Here is a 16095-nt window from a genome sequence, read left to right as displayed (position 1 = left end):
ACGGCAGCCAGCGATCTTCTACCTTCTTCCAGACCATGGTGAATTGAAAAGCGCGCTCATCTGAGACTGAACTGAGCGGTCAATGCCTCCATATCGAACTCCTGCAACTACCGCTACATCGCCCGAAACGCTCGCTTTCAATTGATTAACGGTAAGGTCGATTTGGACGTCGGACTTGATTATCGTGGTCATATCGCCTGTCGACACATGGGTCGGCTCAGGAAAGGTTGCAGAAATCTCGGTGAATCCGTCCGCGGGAATGTAGCGAAGCGCTCCGGCGAGGTCATGCGCATCCATTTTCTGACAAAGTCCAACGACGCTTTTCATTACATCGTCGGATGCAGTTGCACCAGCGCGAACTACGAATGGGGTCAAGGCGATTAAAATCCCGCTGAGGGCCTTTAATTTAATAGCGCTACTCACAAGGGAATGTCCAAGGTGCAACCGGCAATACTTAAGATACGTCGTAGCCGAGAGACTTCAGCGCGGCTAGGCAGGCTTCGTGATCCTGAGCATGACTACCGCCGGAAATTCCCAGCCCGCCAATGACCGTTCCGCTGACGCGGATGGGAGCGCCGCCGCCCACAGGGGTGAGTCGCGGGCGATGACGCAGGTGCCCCACTCCTGGGTCTTCCAGCACTTTCGCCCAGGTGTAGGTGTCGATGCCGAACGTGACGGACGTCCAGGCCTTGTCGATTGCGATGTCGCCGGCGAGAAACGAGCTGCGTTCAGTGCGCTCAAATGCCCGCAGGCTGCCAGCCGGGTCGGTGACGGCGATGGCCGGTTCGAAACCGATTTCCTGGGCTGCAGTACGCGCCGCGTTGATCAGTGCGGCCGTGGCGGCACTTGTAATGGTGGGTGAGTGGACGAATGATTCAGCAGTTGTCATGTTGACCTTCGGGACATTGGAGTACGTCGCGCAAAGCGACGAGGTGGAGAGAGACAAGTTGCGGGATGTTGATCAACGTCGAGCCAATACGACCTTACCGATCATGTCGCCGGCCTCCACAAGGGCGTGGGCTCGCTTGAGGGCCGCGGCGTCGAGGCCATCAATCCGCAATCCGAGCGTTGGCTTGATGTCTCCGCGATCGACCAAGTCGGCAACACGACGTAGCACGGCATGCTGACGAGCCAGCGTGGAGGATCCGAACATAGAACGCGTGAACATCAGCTCCCAGTGGATGGAGATGGACTTGCCCTTAAACGGGCCGATGTTCAGGTTGTCGGGATCGTCGATCAGCGCGAACTTGCCTTCGGGCCGCAGCACCTTGGCGATCTGCGGAACATAGACCGCACTTTGATTGAGGCCGGCCACGTGGCTGACGCTCTCGATGCCGATATCGTTCAGTTGGGGCAACCACGGGCGGCTGTGATCAATCACGTCATGGGCACCGTGCGCCAGCACCCATGTACGCGTCTCGGTCCGGGAGGCGGTGCCGATGACCGTCAGGCCGGTCAGCCGGCGTGCGAGCTGCGTCAGGACAGAGCCGACGCCCCCGGCGGCCCCGGTGACAAGCAGGACACCATCATCGGCCGGGTCGTCGGCGTGCACACGTAGGCGGTCGAATAGCAGCTCCCACGCAGTCAGCGCTGTTAACGGCAGCGATGCTGCCTCGGCAAAATCCAGCGACGCAGGCATCGGTCCGACGATGCGTTCGTCAACGGCTTGCAGTTCACTGTTGCTGCCGGGACGGGTGATGTCGCCGGCATACCAGACGCGGTCTCCCGGTTTGAAGCGGGTCACGGCGGGGCCGACCAATCGAACGATGCCAGCGGCATCCCAACCCAGAATGCGCGGCGCATCCTTGGGCACATCGCCACTGCGACGGATCTTGGTGTCCACCGGGTTGACGGAGACGGCTTTCACCTCGACGAGAAGGTCGTGATCGCGTAATTCAGGTAGCGCCAACTCAACGTCCCGCAGGGAGTCGACATGGTCAATCGGATGGTTCTGGTAAAGGCCAACGGCTTTCATGAGTGTGTATTCAACTGGTTGTGAATGGGGCCGGTACGCGGTTTTGGACGAGGGCCTGTTCCGGGTGTTCACGCAGACAGGAATTTGACTTTTGCCCCGATAAGCCAATTGTGAGTTTCTTGAAATCGAGGAAAAATGCCCACCTCAAGAAAACACTTTCCGCTTTTTTAGGAAAATGATCCGACTCGACGACCTCCAAATATTCGTGCAGACGGTCGATGCTGGCAGCTTCTCGGAGGCTGCTCGACGACTCAATGCAGCGCCCAAGCTTGCAAGCAGCGCCATCAAACGGCTTGAGAAGGAACTGGGGGTCCGGCTTTTCGTGCGTACCACGCGCAGCATGCAGCTGTCAGATGAGGGCGAACGCTATCTACCCCACGCACGAGCGATACTTGGCGCGCTGATACGGGGCGAGCAGGTGCTGGCCGATGACCGCTTGACGTTGTCTGGGCCATTGAAGCTTTCTGCACCATCCGATTTCGGGCGCAACCTACTTTCGCCCTGGCTCGACGAGTTCCAGCACCAGCATCCTGCCCTGTCGCTGCACCTGCGAATTAGCGACCGAGCCGCCGATCTGCTGCGCCAGCCATTGGACGCGGCCATTCGGTATGGGGCATTGGCGGACTCCTCTCTTATCGCCTTGCCCTTGATCGAAGGCAATCGTCGCGCGCTTTGCGCAGCTCCCTCCTATCTTGCGCTTCATGGACGTCCGGGCTCCGTTGATGATCTCAAGAAGCACAACTGCCTGCGCTACGTCTGGAGCGAACAAGTTCATGAACGATGGCGCTTCACACTGCCGGAAGGTGATCGCGTAGTGGCTGTGACTGGCGACCGTATTAGCGACGACGCCGACATCGTGCGACGCTGGGCTGTCGCCGGAGAAGGACTTGTCTACAAGTCTCGGTTAGATCTCACGGAAGACCTAATCTCTGGACGACTGCTCGAAGTGTTTCCTAGCGCTCATTGCGACGCAGCGCCGCTCCATCTAATTTGTACGGATCGCGAAAGATTAACTCCCGCAATCATTCAACTGCGAGATTTCTTGCGTGCATGCTGTAAACGATTGGCGAAAAAGTTAGAGGGCTTGTCGTCGCTGGCGAGCAATTCGCACGGTTGACCACCCCGACCTTGGCAGTCATTGAGGGCGGCAAGTGGGCTTCCCCCAGTTTCCCGGAAACATCGAATGACATGATGTTTTTAGGAGGCAGACATGCCAAGGACGAGAAGAACGTTTACGGACGAGTTCAAGCGGGAAGCAGTGAAGCTGGTCAAGCAACCTAGTGCGATGGTCACGCACATCGCGAGGGACCTCGGCATCGAGCAGAGCGTGCTGCGACGCTGGGTCAGCCAGGAGCACGGCGGTGTCATGGATATGCGGGCCAACAAACCGCTGCGCAGCGAGTCGACCTCTGAGGTCGAGCGCCTTCAACGAGAACTACGCCGGGTCACCACGGAGCGCGACATCCTAAAAAAAGCGCTCGGCTCCTTTGCAAGGGACCCGCAGTGAAGTACGCCTTTATCGTTCGCCATCGGGATGTGTGGACCACACGTGCGATGTGCCGTGCGATGAATGTCTCGGCCAGCGGGTTCTATGAATGGTTCGGCAGGGCTGTCAGTGAGCTTGGCATCAGCTACAGCTGCCAAACCTGCCGACCCTTCGTGCCGGCAGGTGACCAGGTTTACCTTGTCTGCATCACGGAGCGCGTTCAGAACTGAACCCGAACGCAATGGAAGCCTGATATGCCACAGCGACAGGGGCTCTCAATACGTCAGCATCCGGTACTCGGAAAGGCTGGCTGAAGCCGGCATCGAGCCGTCTGTGGGCAGCAAGGGCGACAGTTACGACAACGCCTTGGCCGAGACCATCAATGGGCTTTACAAGGCCGAGCTAATCCATCGCCGAGCGCCCTGGAAGACAAAGGAATCGGTGGAGTTCGCAACGCTCGAATGGGTGTCCTGGTTTAACCACCACCGTCTGCTCGAACCCATCGGGTACATCCCGCCTGCAGAGGCTGAGGCAAACTACTACCGGCAACTCGCCAGTCAAGCCACAGCGGTGGTGGCCGACTTAAACCAAACAGCCTCCGCGAATCCCGGCGCGATTCACTGGCCCAAGTGCGTTTCCACACAGCCTCGGCCCTTAGCCGTCACTCACCTCACGTAGCAGCAGAGAAAACTGCCGCGTCGAATTCGGACAAAAAGTCGGCTCTCAAACGCTCGCGCATGTCCACTACTTTCGAGCCGCCCGCAGCGATCACTGTGACGTCTTCGATGCCGATGGCCCTGAGAATTAACCTCACGTAGGCAGTTGCGATGTCGCGATCCCGAATCGGCGAGCCTTCGGTGTAGACACCCCCCGACGCCATTAGCACTGTGCATTTCTTGCCCCGTACCAGACCTTCACCCGTCATGCCGAGCGTTCGTCCCTTGCGCACGATGTGGTCGACATAGGACTTAAGGTTGGCGGGAATGTTGTAGTTGTACACGGGCGTGCTAATTGCCACGTGATCGGCGGCCAGCAACTCGGCGACGAGTTCGTCGGACAGGCGAAGCGCCTGGCGCATTGCGTCCGTGTGTTTTTCCAACGGCGTCAGGCTGGCACCCAGCCATGGCAGGCTCACATAGGGCAAGTCCATCGTTGCGAGATCGCGCTCGACGACATCGCCTTCCGGATGTGCTGCTTTCCATTTCTCGACAAACGATTTTGCAAGACTACGGGAAATGGCCTTCTAACGGACCAACACGAGCCGAGGCCCGCGTAAGCGACGATCAATTGCGAGAAGGAATCGAAAACGGCCAGTTGCGCCTTCAACGCGAGCGAGGCTGTGATCTGACCCTGTTCTCCCCGATCGCTGGTCTGATGAGCCACCACCTCGGCAATGAACGGACGAGCCTGGAGTGGGCAGAAGTATCCAACGATCTGGTGCATCGGGTCAGCGAGTTGTATCCCGAAAACTTCGCCCCGGTGTGCCTACTGCCCCAGTCCCCCGGCGTGGCGCCTGCCAACAGCGTGGCCGAATTGCGTCGTTGCGTGGAGGAACTGGGCTTCGTCAGATGCAACCTCAACCCCGACCCCTCCGGCGGTTTCTGGACGGGTAAGCCGATGACAGATCGTGAGTGGTATCCGCTCTACGAGGCGTTGGTCGAGCTCGACGTCCCCGCAATGATTCACGTCGCATCTTCGTGCAATGTCTGTTTTCACGGCACAGGAGCGCACTACCTGAATGCGGACACCACTGTCTTCATGCAATTGCTCGAAGGCCGGCTGTTCCAGGACTTTCCGACGCTTCGCATGGTGATTCCGCACGGCGGTGGCGCCGTCCCCTACCACTGGGGACGCTACCGCGGCATGTCCTTAGAAATAGCCGGTCGCCCCTTGGAGGGGCTGTTGGACAACGTGTTTTTTGATACCTGCGTCTATCACCACCCCGGCGTAGACCTGCTTACCCGTGTCGTTCCCACCAATAACGTCCTATTCGGCTCCGAAATGATCGGTGCGGTACGCGGAAGGGACCCGGCAACCGGCCAGTATTTCGACGACACCAAGCGCTACGTAGACGAATGTACTGATCTGTCGATCAACGATCGTTATCAAATTTTCGAGGGCAACGTGCGTCGTGTGTATCCGCGTCTAGATATGCGCTTGCTGGCGCAGGGACGATAGCCCATCGCATACCGATCCGCGGACTCGCCGACGTTTAGCAGGGTTGGGAGACGCCAATCCATTGCACTTTATTGGAGACATCATGAAGAAAATAAACAAACTTTTGGCCGGCGCAGCAGCCGCTCTAGCTTTCATCGCCCTGGTTCCCGGGGTCGCGGTCGCCCAGGCCTATCCGAATAGGGCGATCAAGCTGATCGTGCCTTGGCCCGCCGGAGGGGGCGCAGACTACGTTGCACGCGCTGTCATCGAGGGCATGCGCAAAGACCTGGGCCAACCCATCATCATTGACAACAAGCCCGGCGCCACCGGCCGGATCGGCATCGACGCGGCTCGTTCGGCGCCTGCCGATGGATACACGCTGGTACTGGCGATTTCCAACACCCACGGTGTTGCGCCGGCCCTTTACAAAAATCTTCCCTACGACCCCATCCACGACTTTACCGCCATCGGACTCGCCTCGATTGGACCGTTGGCCTTGGCTGTTAATGGTTCGCTTCCCATCAAGACACAGCCAGAGTTAATCGACTACGCCAAACGTAACCCCGGCAAACTCAACTTCGCGAGCGCAGGTACCGGCAGCGGATCTCATCTCATGGGTGAAATGCTCAAGGCCATGGCCAACATTAACATCGAGCACGTTCCCTACAAAGGCACTGCGCAAGGCGTAAACGATCTGGCAGCGGGCGTGGTTGACATTCTTTTTGAAGGCGCTGCGGTCCGCCCGTTTGTAGCGGACGGCAAGGTACGCGTAATTGCGACAACCGGCGCGCGACGGTGGTCCGCCTATCCGGACACTCCGACTACGGCGGAATTGGGTTTCCCGAAACTGCAAAGTGCGTCCTGGTTCGGATTGATGGGCCCTAAAGGAGTGCCGCAACCGGTCGTCGCACGGTTGAATCACGCGCTTGTTGTGGCGCTCAAAGATCCGGTTGTACAGACCACTCTGAAGAACCAGGGATTCGATGTCGCAACTGTCACTTCGCCTACCGACACGACGAACTTCATTACCAGTGAAATCGCACGTTGGAAAGCGAATATCAAATTGATCAACTACGTGCCGACCGAATGATGGTCGCTCGACCTCCCAACGCTGGATCCAATTAGAGTGGCATGAACAGGCTAGTGTCCGTTTCCCTTCAATCCGTCACTTTTGATCTTTCATGTTGTCAGCGCGCACGCCTTGCAGTGGGTGGTTGGCATAGGACTACGTGATAGCGGGCACTCTCCTAGCCGATTTCACCCAAGTGAGGAGCACCGGCATTCCGCGCCTTTCAATTGGCACAGCCTTGCGTTTGACCACTTCAATCTGTCACCATGCGCGCACTCAACTGCGAGTGGGTGGAGATGGGTCACTTCCAGGCGCTTCCTGACGTTGTTGCGGTCGCAGCCGATCGAGTCGTTGCGATCGTTCGTGTCGATCCTGACAGAAGCGTCGTTGTCAGAGATCTTGCAAACGGAACGTTGAGCGCGACTTCGGCATCAGAGCTCAGTGCGCCGAAGACCGAATCTGTTCCTCGGAGCAATACGCTGCAGCGATCGCTAATTCAACCGATGCGCAGTGGGACCATGCACGACGACGAGAGGCGGCACTAGTCGGGCTTATCGACTCATCGGTTAGCGCCAAATGCGGGATTGGGAGCGGCAGCAGGCCACTGCAAGTCACCTTTATGGTTAATATATTCGTCGGCCTTGCGCGCAGCCACATTTCTGCAAACCGGAGAAGGAATTCTATTGTTCCATCAAACGTCAGCAGCCAAGGGATGACCTGGATCCGAGTAGTTGGTGATTTAGGACATGGATGCACAGGTGTGCAGCACAGTACGTCGGCGGGAAAATGTAGGTGTCCAACTTGTGAGGATCCGACCTTGTTGTTAGGCCGACGTAATAGCATCAATAGCTGTGCTTATGAAATTAATATTGACATTCACTATCCGATGAATCGCATCCAATGTGCAATGGAGCTGGCCGGTCTTTACTAGCGAAATGCCCGAAATTTCCATCTTCCATACTAAGCCAAAATCATCGAAACCCTAACGCAGGATGGCGAACGAAGTGTAATGTCGCCCTCTGCAGGTTCAACAATAGGTCCGAGTGAACTTGGTAAATCCTAAAAGCAGTGCTGTTCAAACACCCCCCGGAAGGGATCGTTGAGAAAATGGAAAGATCAGCTTGAGTGCGAGAATGAGCTGCGGATCCTGATCGTAGGAGGTTGAATCAATTGATTTGGGCCAGTAGCTGCATGTACCCTTTAGGCCCGTGGAGCGCCGAAGTAACGCGACAGCAGCCGCGCGTTGCTGACCATGCTCTGGCCGATGTGTTCGACGGTGGCTACCGCCGGACGCACGATGGGCGAGGTCAGGCACAGGGAGCCGACCACGCCGGCCGGGCCGAACACCGGCGCCGCGATGCCGCGCGCGTCTGGCAGCTTCTCGTTCTCGGTGACGGCCCAGCCGCGCTGGCGAATCCGCTGGATATCGGCCCACACCACCGCCTCGGCCATAGGCGGCGCACCGGTGGCCGGCGACCGGCCCTCGGCGGCGATGACCGAGCGGGCGACTTCATCCGGCAGGAAGGCCAGCACCGCCCGCCCCGACGCGCCCCACACCAGCGAGAGCGGCCGGTGCATGTCGATGCGGTAGGTCAGCCGCTGCCGGCCGTCGGCCCTGCCGGCGAAGCTGAGCGCCTGCTCGGCCGGCAGGTAGACGCCGAACAGCACCGTCTCGTCGAACTCCTCGGCGATGGCCTCGATCAGCGGCTGGGCGATGGCGGCCTTGGATACCGAGCCCATCACCCGCGCCGACACCCGGTAGAAAGCCGGGCCGATGGCGTATTGCCGGCTCTCGGCCGAACTTTCGACGAAGCCTTCCTTCTTCAGCAGGTTCAGCAGCCGGTGCGCGGTCGAGGGCGCCAGGCCCATGGCCTCGGACACATGCTTGACGGTGACGCTGCCGCTGGCGTCGGCCAGCACGCCGAGCAGTTGCAGTGCGCGCCCGACGGTGCCGGAGGTGGTTTCGACGGATGCCGAAGCGGTGGAAAGGTCGGTGTCTGCGCTCATGGAACTCCCTCGTACAAATGGACGGTGCAGGCCCCGTGGTCGAGCCCCGCGATGCCGCCGCCGGTGACGTGGGTGAGGCCCCTGCGGGCGTCCGGCACCTGGCGCTCGCCGGCCTGCCCGGTGAGCTGCCAGTGCATTTCGACCGCCTGGGCCACGCCGCTGGCGCCCACCGGATGCCCCTTCGACAGAAGCCCGCCGCTGGGATTGACCACCACGTCGCCGCCATAAGTGCTGCGGCCGCGCCGCAGGAAGTCGGCCGACTCGCCCGGCCGGCACAGGCCCAGGGCCTCGTAATACACCAGCTCGGCGATGGAGAAAGCGTCGTGCAACTCGATCACGTCCAGGTCACCGGGGCCGAAACCCGCGGCTTCGTATGCATCGCGGGCCGAATCGTAGGTGATCTCGGGCCGCAGCATGTCGCGGAAACCCGCCGTCACCTGCCCGGAATGCAACACCGACGCGGCGATGCGCGTGGCCGGCCGGCCGAGCCTGCGCCGCACCCTGTCGGAAACCACGACCAGCGCCGCCGCGCCGTCGCCGGTCGGGCAGCACTGCAGCAGCGTCAGCGGGTCGCAGATGGGCCGCGACTGCAGCACTTCCTCGACCGTGGTTTCCTTGCGGAACTGGGCATAGGGGTTGCGTGCGCCATGCCGCCGCGCCTTCACGCTGACCGCCGCCAGGTCCGCCGGGCCGGCGTCGCGTTCATGCAGGTAGCGCCGCGCCCGCATGGCGTACAGGGCGGGCATCACCATGCCGCGCTGCACCTCGGGGTCTTCGGTCACCAGCGGCAGGGTGCCGCCGCCGAACTGGGTGAGCTTGTCCACGCCGATGACCAGCACGACGTCGTGGCGGCCGGCCTCGATGTCCTTCCATGCCAGGTGCAGCGCGCTGGCGCCGCCGGAGCAGGCGTTGTCGACGTTGGTGACCGGGATCGAACCGATGCCGATTTCCTTGACGATGCGCTGGCCGGTGAGCATGCCGCCGAAGGCATGGCCGCAGACCACCGCATCCAGTTCAGCGGCGGCGACGCCTGCGTCCGCCAGCGCACCGACCACGGCGGGCAACGCCAGGCCGGCGTAGGTCGATTCGCGGTGCTTGCCCATGGGGATCATCGCGGCCCCGACGATATGGGCGCTCATGCCGTGGCTCCCTGTTCGGCAACCGGCGCGGCGAACCAGGCGCTCTCGTCCGCGCGCAGTTCCACCGCCATGTCGCAGGCCAGCGCGCCGGCATCGCCGCGAATCTCAGCCAGCACTCGGGCGCCGTTGTCGAAATCGACATATCCGATGGTGTAGGGCGTGGGCCGGGTGGACGACACATGCACCGTCGAGAATGAATACAGCCGGCCGAGCGGGCCGAAGCTGCAGGCTTGCAGGTCGCGTGCGCCGCCTTCCAGCGACAGCGTGCGTTCCGGAAAGAACACCGCGCCCGACGGACTGGCGCTGCCGCGCAGCAGCACTTGGCCGTTGCGCACTTCGAACTGCGCCCGGGCCGGCGCCAGGTCGGACAGGGGCTGCATGTGGGCGCCGGGGCCGGCACCGCCGCCGTGGAGGGACTTGTCTTGGGTCATAGAGTGGGGTCCTGCGAGCTTCAGTTGGGTTCGATGCCGGCCGCCTTGACGATATCGGTCCAGCGCTTCCTGTCGGACTTCACCAGTTCGACGAAGGCCGCCGGCGTCTTGCGTTCAGCCGAGGCGCCGAGGTTCCTGTAGGCCTCGACCACCTCAGGATGCGCCAGCGCCTTGTTGGTGGCCTCGTACAGGCGGGCATTGACGGCGGCGGGCGTGCCGCGCGGGGTCACCAGGCCGTACCAGATCGACATCTCGAACGGCACGCCGGATTCGCGCAGCGTCGGCAGGTCGGGCAGCAGCGGAATGCGCCGGTCGGAGGTGACGGCCAGGCCGCGCACCTTGCCGCCCTTGATCTGCGCGGCCGCGGAACCTGCGGTATCGACGGCAAAAGCGATGGTGCCGCTCATCACGTCCACCATCATCGGACCGGCGCCCTTGTAAGGCACATGCGTAGCCTTGAAGCCGCCGGTGGTCAGGAAGGACTGGGTGCAAAGGTGCGACGCCGCGCCAACGCCGGAGGAGCCGTAGTCCAGCTTGCCGGGGTTGTCGCGCAGATAGGCGATGAACTCCCGGGCGTCGGTCGCCGGCAGCGTCTTGCTGGCCACCAGGACGCAGGGGATGGAACCCAGGTAGGCCACGTGGTTGAAGTCGTTCACGAAGTCGTACGGCAGGCTGCGGTAGATGGCGTCGGCGGATCCCAGGGTGACGTTGGACAGCAGCACGGTATAGCCGTCGGGCCGCGCCTTCGCAGCCACCGCCGCGCCGAGCGTGCCGCCGGCACCGCCCCGGTTGTCGACCACCACCGGTTGTCCCAGTTCCTTCGAAAGCCCTTGCGCTACCACCCGTGCCAGCATGTCGGTCGATCCGCCGGGTGCGAAAGGTGCGATCAGCGTGACCGGCCGGTCCGGCCAGGTGTCGGCCATGGCCGGCCAGGCCGAAGCCAGCGCCGTGGCGGCGAGGAGCGCGGCGGCACGACGGCCGAGGCGGGATACGGAAAAAGTCATGGAAGGTCTCCTTTTTTATGAAATCCGGACAGTGCGATCAGGACGCCACGGCGCTCGCCGGCCGTGCCTCGACCCGGCCCATGCCCAGCCATTCGTCCAGCACGGCGGCGGCGTCGGCGCCCAGGCGCGGCGGGTACTGCGCCGGATGCGCCGCCTCGCCGCTGAACTTGATCGGGTTGCCCACCACCTCGATGCGGGTGCCGTCGGCTGCGTCTTCCAGCGCGAGCACCATCTCGCGGCCCGATTCGCGAGCGTCGGCCAAGGCTTCGGGCACGGTCTTGATCAATGCCACCGGCACGCCTTCGGCCTGCAGCGGCGCGATCCAGTCGGCCGCCGGCCGCGCCAGGAACGCGGCTTCGAGCAGCGGCCACAGCGCCTCGCGGTGGGCCAGCCGGTCGCCCGCGGTGGCGAAGCGCCTGTCCTGCGGCAAGCCGGGGCGGTCCAGGGCGCGGCACAGCCCCTGCCACATGCGTTCGGTGTTGGCGGTGACCACCAGTTCGCGTCCGTCGCCGCCCTGGAACGAGCGATAGGTCGGGATCGAATCGTGCCGGGCGCCCTGTGGCTGCGGCACGGTGCCGGCCAACAGCGCATAGGTGCTCTGGTAGGACAGCATGGCCAGCTGGCAGTCGAGCATGGAGATGTCGATGTGCCGGCCGGTGCCCGTGCGTTCGCGGTCGGCCAGCGCGGCGTTGACGGCGATGGCCGCGTACATGCCGGCCACCATGTCGCCGGCCGGAATGCCCAGCCGCACCGCCGGACGGCCGGCCTCGCCCGTCAGGCTCATCACGCCGGACAGGGCCTGCACGATCATGTCGTAGGCCGGCTGGTCGCGCCACGGCCCGGTCTGCCCGAAGCCGCTGATGGACGCCCAGACCAGCCCGGGATGACATGCGCGCAGCTGTTCCGGGTCCAGTCCGATGCGGGCGGCGACACCCGGTCGGTAGTTCTCGACCACCACGTCCGCCGCCGCGACCAGCGAGCGCACCAGCGCCAGGCCGTCGGGCTGCTTCATGTCCACCGCGACGCTGCGCTTGCTGCGGTTGATGCCGAGGAAATAGGCGCTTTCGCCACGCACGAAATGCGGCGGGATGGCGCGGCTGGAATCACCGGTTAGTGGCTCGACCTTGACGACTTCGGCACCTAAATCTGCCAGGATTTGAGTGCAAAAAGGCCCCGACAGGAAGGTCGTTAGGTCAAGAACCCGGTAACCGTGAAGCGGTGCGGATGGCAAAGATAGCGGCAACGAATCTGACATGTTGGCCTTTTTATTCCGATTAACGGAATTTGATTCCACTCAAAGGAAGTTGCTGCATCGTAGTGCTGTTCAGCGCATTTAACGTATTGGTGTTTGCCCTAGTTTGGATCCCGCTTAAAAGACCGATTCGCGCGAGCGGCTTAAGTCGTTTGCGAACCAAAGGTGGTTTCGAAAGGCTCGAAGCTGCAAAGCGCCGGTCGTTAAAAAGTTGGCATGCGGGCGGCAAAGCTTTTGTCCCTAAAACCGCCTGATGTGCGCATCAGCGAGGACGAAATGCGAGCCAACCTCGAAGCCAACCGGCTAGCCGTGCAACGGTTCCTTGGCGTTGACATGACGACCTTCTCGCCTACGCATAAGGCGCCATGGCCCACGTGGGTTACGCACGGCCAAGTCTCCACTTTTGTATGTTCTGAGCGAGGCAGGAATCACCGTCTCAAATGGCCGCCCGGCAGCCTGAGATGAGTTCGCCAAGTTGATGCCCAGCGTCGGATAGGTCGCGGGCGCTCACGAGACCGCCATCTCGCGGTTCAGCCCCCTGTACCCCTTCACCGCACACGCACGGGACGCAGCGGAGACTGCTGTCGCCTATGTGTCGCCCTTGAGCGACCAAGCCTTCAGTACCTTAATTGGCGCAATAGTGGTGCGCCCCTCGGCCGGCGGCCTGGAGCGTCGCGCGGGCGTACTGAAGTTATTGATGGTTCGAGCAAGCAAAAGACTTGGGTTGCTTTATGGCATACCGATTCTTCGACCGCCATAAACGCCCCCTTCCCGATAAACGCCCATTCAGACGACGCCGACGGATACCACCTTCCCAAACGCAGTAGCAATGCTGGACCGCAATGGCGTGATCACATCGGTCTATGCTGCTTGGCGGAACGCTAGGGCGGTGCATCTACTGCAGCGCGGCGATTTCGTTCCAGGAGCTAATTACATCGAGCTTTACGCGTCTGCAAGCTGTGAATCGGGCGAGGCCCCTTTCTTCGAAGGTAATGGCATCGCGGTTTCTTTAAGGGCTGCTCTGTCGGGAGAACTCCAGGACTTCGGATGGAATACGTCAGTGCATTGCTCGGAGGGCCGCGCACGCTCTGCGTGTCAGCCACCTCAATGGATGACGGCGCGTCGACAGGTATAATGATCATGCATGTCGACATCACCGAGAGCCTGACTGCAGAACTGAGCCTGCGTCAAAGCGCCGCGCTCCTCCAGTCGGTCATTGACGGAATACCCGACGCCATCTATGTCATGGACCTCGACAGTCGTTACGTGTTGTGCAACCGCGCCCTGGCCGATTACGCCAAAAGTACTCCGCAGCAGGTGATCGGCTCAGACCACACCGGCCTGTTCGGCAGCATTGACTCGCCGACCTTCAAGCGAATGGAGCAGGATGCCGTCGCCACCCGCACGGTAGTTACCAGCGAGGCGGCGGTGTAGACCGAGGCTGGTGTACGCACCTTTCTCACTACCACCGCGCCGAACCTCGGTGCCGGTGGCGCTGTGGTCGGCGTCATCGCCGTCTGCCATGACATCAGCATTCGCAAGGCCGCGGAGGTAGCGCGCGACGAAGAGCGCCGCGCTCTACGTACATTGATCGATGCCTTGCCCGACCTGATCTACACCACGGACATGGACGGAAGGTACGTCGTCACCAACCGCGCCGCACGAATGCGATTCGGAGGTCGCAGCCATGCTCAGATGGTCGGACGCACACGTGACGAGCTGGAGCCTTAGGCCGCGTCGATCTTGGCACGTGACGACGACAGCCGATTACTCGCCGGCTACCAGGTGCTTGACCGGATCGAATCCGGTGCGGAGCCGCTAGGCCAGCGTCAGTGGTGGTTGGTGATCAGGTGCCCTTGCGCAATCCGGCTGGAGAGGTCACAGGGCTGGTGGGTATCGAGCGCGACATCACCGCCCTGCGCGCCGACCAAGAAGCCTTCAGCCTCAACGCCGAGCTGGAAGCCCGGGTCACCGCCCGCACCGCTCAATTCGACACGGCACGCGACGAGGCCGAACAGGCCAACCGCGCCAAATCAGTTTTCCTGGCAACCATAAGTCACGAGATCCGCACGTCGATGAACGGGGTTATCGGCATGCTCGACGTGCTCCATCAAACCAGCGTGCAGGGCCAACAGGTGGAGATGGTCGACCTGATCTCGGAATCAGCCTTTTCGTTGCTGGCGATCATTGATGATATCTTGGATTTTTTGAAGATGGAAGCCGGCAAGCTGTCGGTGGAACGGGTGCCGATGGTGCTGCGCACGGTGGTCGAGAAGGCCTGCGTCATGCTGGATGACATCGCTCTAAAACGGGGCGTGCGGCTGACCGTGTTCGTGGACCCGGCCATACCCCTGCGGCTGATGGGCGACGCCGGCCGGCTGCGCCAGCTGCTGGTCAACCTGACCACCAACGCCATCAAGTTCTCGGGTGATCGCGCCTTCCCGGGGCTTGTCAGCGTGCGGGTGCTTCTGAAAGCGTTGCGGCCTGGCGTAGCGACTGTGGCGATCGTGCTAACCGACAACGGCATCGGCATGGACCAGGAAACGCAGTCGCCCCTTTTCCAGCCCTTCACCCAAGCCGACGCCACCACCACCCGGCGCTTCGGCGGTACCGGCCTCGGCCTGGTCATCTCAGGCATGCTTGTCGACCTCATGGGCGGCACGATCGATGCGCAGAGCCGGCCCGGCCAAGGCTCCACATTTACCGTGCCGCTCCAACTGGACCTCGCGCACTCACCGGGCTTGCCGGCCGATTCGCCAACCTACCTTAAAACGGGTCACTACTGCGTTGTGGGCACCGAGCAACCCCTGGCAGGCGACATCGCTGCGATGCTTGCTGGGCCCGAAAGTTTAGTACTGCAGGCCGCCAATACCGCGGTTTTAGTCAGTGGGCCGGGGGCCTCGGGTGGCTGGACTTGGGTGGTACTGCCCGACGTTGCCGAAAGGGCGCCGGCCGAGCTCGCCAATTTGCACCGCGACCTGCGCGCTGCTGGAACGGCCACCCGTTACATCACCCTGGGCTAGGGTAAACGCCGCCATCCGCGCATCGAGGCTCCCGATCTCGTGCAGCTCGATGCCGACAACTTGAGCTTGCGCGCGCTGCACCAAGCGCTGGCTGCAGTCATTTCGGGCACCGTGACCACACGCCAGCCCATGACTTCCAGCCCAGCGCCCACGGGCCAGCCCTGTCGCGCGTGGAAGCCAGCCGCCAAGGGCGGTTGATACTGGTAGCCGAAGACAACGAGACCAACCGGCGGGTGATCCAACAGCAGATCCGGCTGAGCGGCCATGCAGCGATTTCGTCTCCAATGGCCAGGAGGCGCTGGAGCGCTGGCGCACCCGCGACTACGCGCTGATCCTTACCGACCTGAACATGCCGGTGATGGACGGTTATGCCCTGGCCCGCGCGGTGCGTGAGGCTGAAGCCGGCAGGGACGAGAAGCCCGGCTTTGCGAAGCGAGACCGGCTGCGTATAGATCGTGTGGGGCACGCGTCGATTTCGACGACAGCGGAGCGCGTGCAGCCGATGAAAAGGTGCTGGCACAGCCCGGCCGAATAGCCAATCAAGCAACGAAC

Annotated in this window: 16 protein-coding genes and 2 pseudogenes; 9 read left to right on the top strand and 9 right to left on the bottom strand. The window is 61.9% G+C overall.

Features of this window, described 5'->3' with window-relative positions; genetic code table 11:
- Positions 1–18: 18 nt before the first annotated feature.
- From AC3ANW_RS23785 to AC3ANW_RS23775, 3 genes are all read right to left on the bottom strand, one after another.
- Positions 19–327, bottom strand: coding sequence for a hypothetical protein (locus AC3ANW_RS23785; RefSeq protein ID WP_488345500.1), 309 nt, complete (start codon positions 325–327; stop codon positions 19–21).
- Positions 328–454: 127 nt separating this feature from the next.
- A complete protein-coding gene (locus AC3ANW_RS23780) occupies positions 455–946 on the bottom strand; it encodes a GlcG/HbpS family heme-binding protein (protein WP_488345499.1) in 492 nt (163 codons plus the stop codon).
- A 15-nt stretch (positions 947–961) separates the two neighbouring features.
- Complete coding sequence (locus AC3ANW_RS23775; protein WP_488345498.1) at positions 962–1975, bottom strand: zinc-binding alcohol dehydrogenase family protein; 1014 nt, start codon at positions 1973–1975, stop codon at positions 962–964.
- 175 nt (positions 1976–2150) lie between these two features.
- Here AC3ANW_RS23775 and AC3ANW_RS23770 point away from each other — a divergent pair, with 175 nt between their 5' ends.
- The 3 genes and pseudogenes from AC3ANW_RS23770 to AC3ANW_RS23760 all read left to right on the top strand — a co-directional run.
- A complete protein-coding gene (locus AC3ANW_RS23770) occupies positions 2151–3092 on the top strand; it encodes a LysR family transcriptional regulator (RefSeq protein ID WP_488345736.1) in 942 nt (313 codons plus the stop codon).
- A gap of 93 nt (positions 3093–3185) precedes the next feature.
- Positions 3186–3592 (top strand): annotated as a pseudogene (locus AC3ANW_RS23765) (transposase); the annotation flags it as partial.
- Positions 3593–3689: 97 nt separating this feature from the next.
- Positions 3690–4139, top strand: a pseudogene (locus AC3ANW_RS23760) (integrase core domain-containing protein); the annotation flags it as partial.
- Here AC3ANW_RS23760 and AC3ANW_RS23755 read toward each other — a convergent pair.
- Positions 4132–4698, bottom strand: coding sequence for an FMN-dependent NADH-azoreductase (locus tag AC3ANW_RS23755; RefSeq protein WP_488345741.1), 567 nt, complete (start codon positions 4696–4698; stop codon positions 4132–4134). The pseudogene AC3ANW_RS23760 and the gene AC3ANW_RS23755 sit on opposite strands and share 8 nt — an antisense overlap.
- Between AC3ANW_RS23755 and AC3ANW_RS23750 the strand changes: the two genes are divergently transcribed.
- Positions 4677–5639 (top strand): amidohydrolase family protein, encoded by a 963-nt coding sequence (locus tag AC3ANW_RS23750; protein WP_488345740.1) that lies wholly within the window; start codon positions 4677–4679, stop codon positions 5637–5639. The genes AC3ANW_RS23755 and AC3ANW_RS23750 overlap by 22 nt on opposite strands.
- An 82-nt stretch (positions 5640–5721) precedes the next feature.
- The gene (locus AC3ANW_RS23745) at positions 5722–6708 is read left to right on the top strand and encodes a Bug family tripartite tricarboxylate transporter substrate binding protein (RefSeq protein ID WP_488345735.1); all 987 of its coding nucleotides are present in this window, start codon (positions 5722–5724) and stop codon (positions 6706–6708) included.
- 1179 nt (positions 6709–7887) lie between these two features.
- On the opposite strand, the gene AC3ANW_RS23740 is transcribed toward AC3ANW_RS23745, so the two are convergent.
- From AC3ANW_RS23740 to AC3ANW_RS23720, 5 genes are read right to left on the bottom strand one after another with little or no spacing between them, the layout of a single operon-like run.
- A complete protein-coding gene (locus AC3ANW_RS23740) occupies positions 7888–8694 on the bottom strand; it encodes an IclR family transcriptional regulator (RefSeq protein ID WP_488345734.1) in 807 nt (268 codons plus the stop codon).
- Positions 8691–9833 carry a thiolase family protein gene (locus AC3ANW_RS23735; protein ID WP_488345733.1) on the bottom strand — a complete coding sequence of 381 codons (1143 nt, stop codon included), beginning with the start codon at positions 9831–9833 and terminating at the stop codon, positions 8691–8693. Before AC3ANW_RS23735 ends, AC3ANW_RS23740 begins: the two co-directional genes overlap by 4 nt.
- Positions 9830–10264 (bottom strand): Zn-ribbon domain-containing OB-fold protein, encoded by a 435-nt coding sequence (locus tag AC3ANW_RS23730; RefSeq protein ID WP_488345732.1) that lies wholly within the window; start codon positions 10262–10264, stop codon positions 9830–9832. The genes AC3ANW_RS23735 and AC3ANW_RS23730 overlap by 4 nt, the downstream gene beginning before the upstream one ends.
- A 20-nt stretch (positions 10265–10284) precedes the next feature.
- A complete protein-coding gene (locus AC3ANW_RS23725; protein WP_488345731.1) occupies positions 10285–11268 on the bottom strand; it encodes a Bug family tripartite tricarboxylate transporter substrate binding protein in 984 nt (327 codons plus the stop codon).
- A gap of 37 nt (positions 11269–11305) precedes the next feature.
- The gene (locus AC3ANW_RS23720; RefSeq protein WP_488345730.1) at positions 11306–12523 is read right to left on the bottom strand and encodes a CaiB/BaiF CoA transferase family protein; all 1218 of its coding nucleotides are present in this window, start codon (positions 12521–12523) and stop codon (positions 11306–11308) included.
- A 1044-nt stretch (positions 12524–13567) separates the two neighbouring features.
- Between AC3ANW_RS23720 and AC3ANW_RS23715 the strand changes: the two genes are divergently transcribed.
- From AC3ANW_RS23715 to AC3ANW_RS23700, 4 genes are all read left to right on the top strand, one after another.
- Complete coding sequence (locus tag AC3ANW_RS23715; RefSeq protein WP_488345729.1) at positions 13568–13954, top strand: PAS domain-containing protein; 387 nt, start codon at positions 13568–13570, stop codon at positions 13952–13954.
- A 63-nt stretch (positions 13955–14017) separates the two neighbouring features.
- Positions 14018–14251 (top strand): PAS domain-containing protein, encoded by a 234-nt coding sequence (locus AC3ANW_RS23710; protein ID WP_488345728.1) that lies wholly within the window; start codon positions 14018–14020, stop codon positions 14249–14251.
- A 119-nt stretch (positions 14252–14370) separates the two neighbouring features.
- Positions 14371–15543 carry an ATP-binding protein gene (locus AC3ANW_RS23705; protein ID WP_488345727.1) on the top strand — a complete coding sequence of 391 codons (1173 nt, stop codon included), beginning with the start codon at positions 14371–14373 and terminating at the stop codon, positions 15541–15543.
- A 298-nt stretch (positions 15544–15841) separates the two neighbouring features.
- Entirely contained in the window at positions 15842–16078 is a 237-nt protein-coding gene (locus AC3ANW_RS23700; protein WP_488345739.1) for a hypothetical protein, read from the top strand.
- The last annotated feature ends 17 nt before the right edge of the window (positions 16079–16095 follow it).

The sequence above is a fragment of the Xylophilus sp. PBN-3R genome, assembly GCF_057747805.1.
This window is presented reverse-complemented; position numbering and strand designations above follow the sequence as displayed.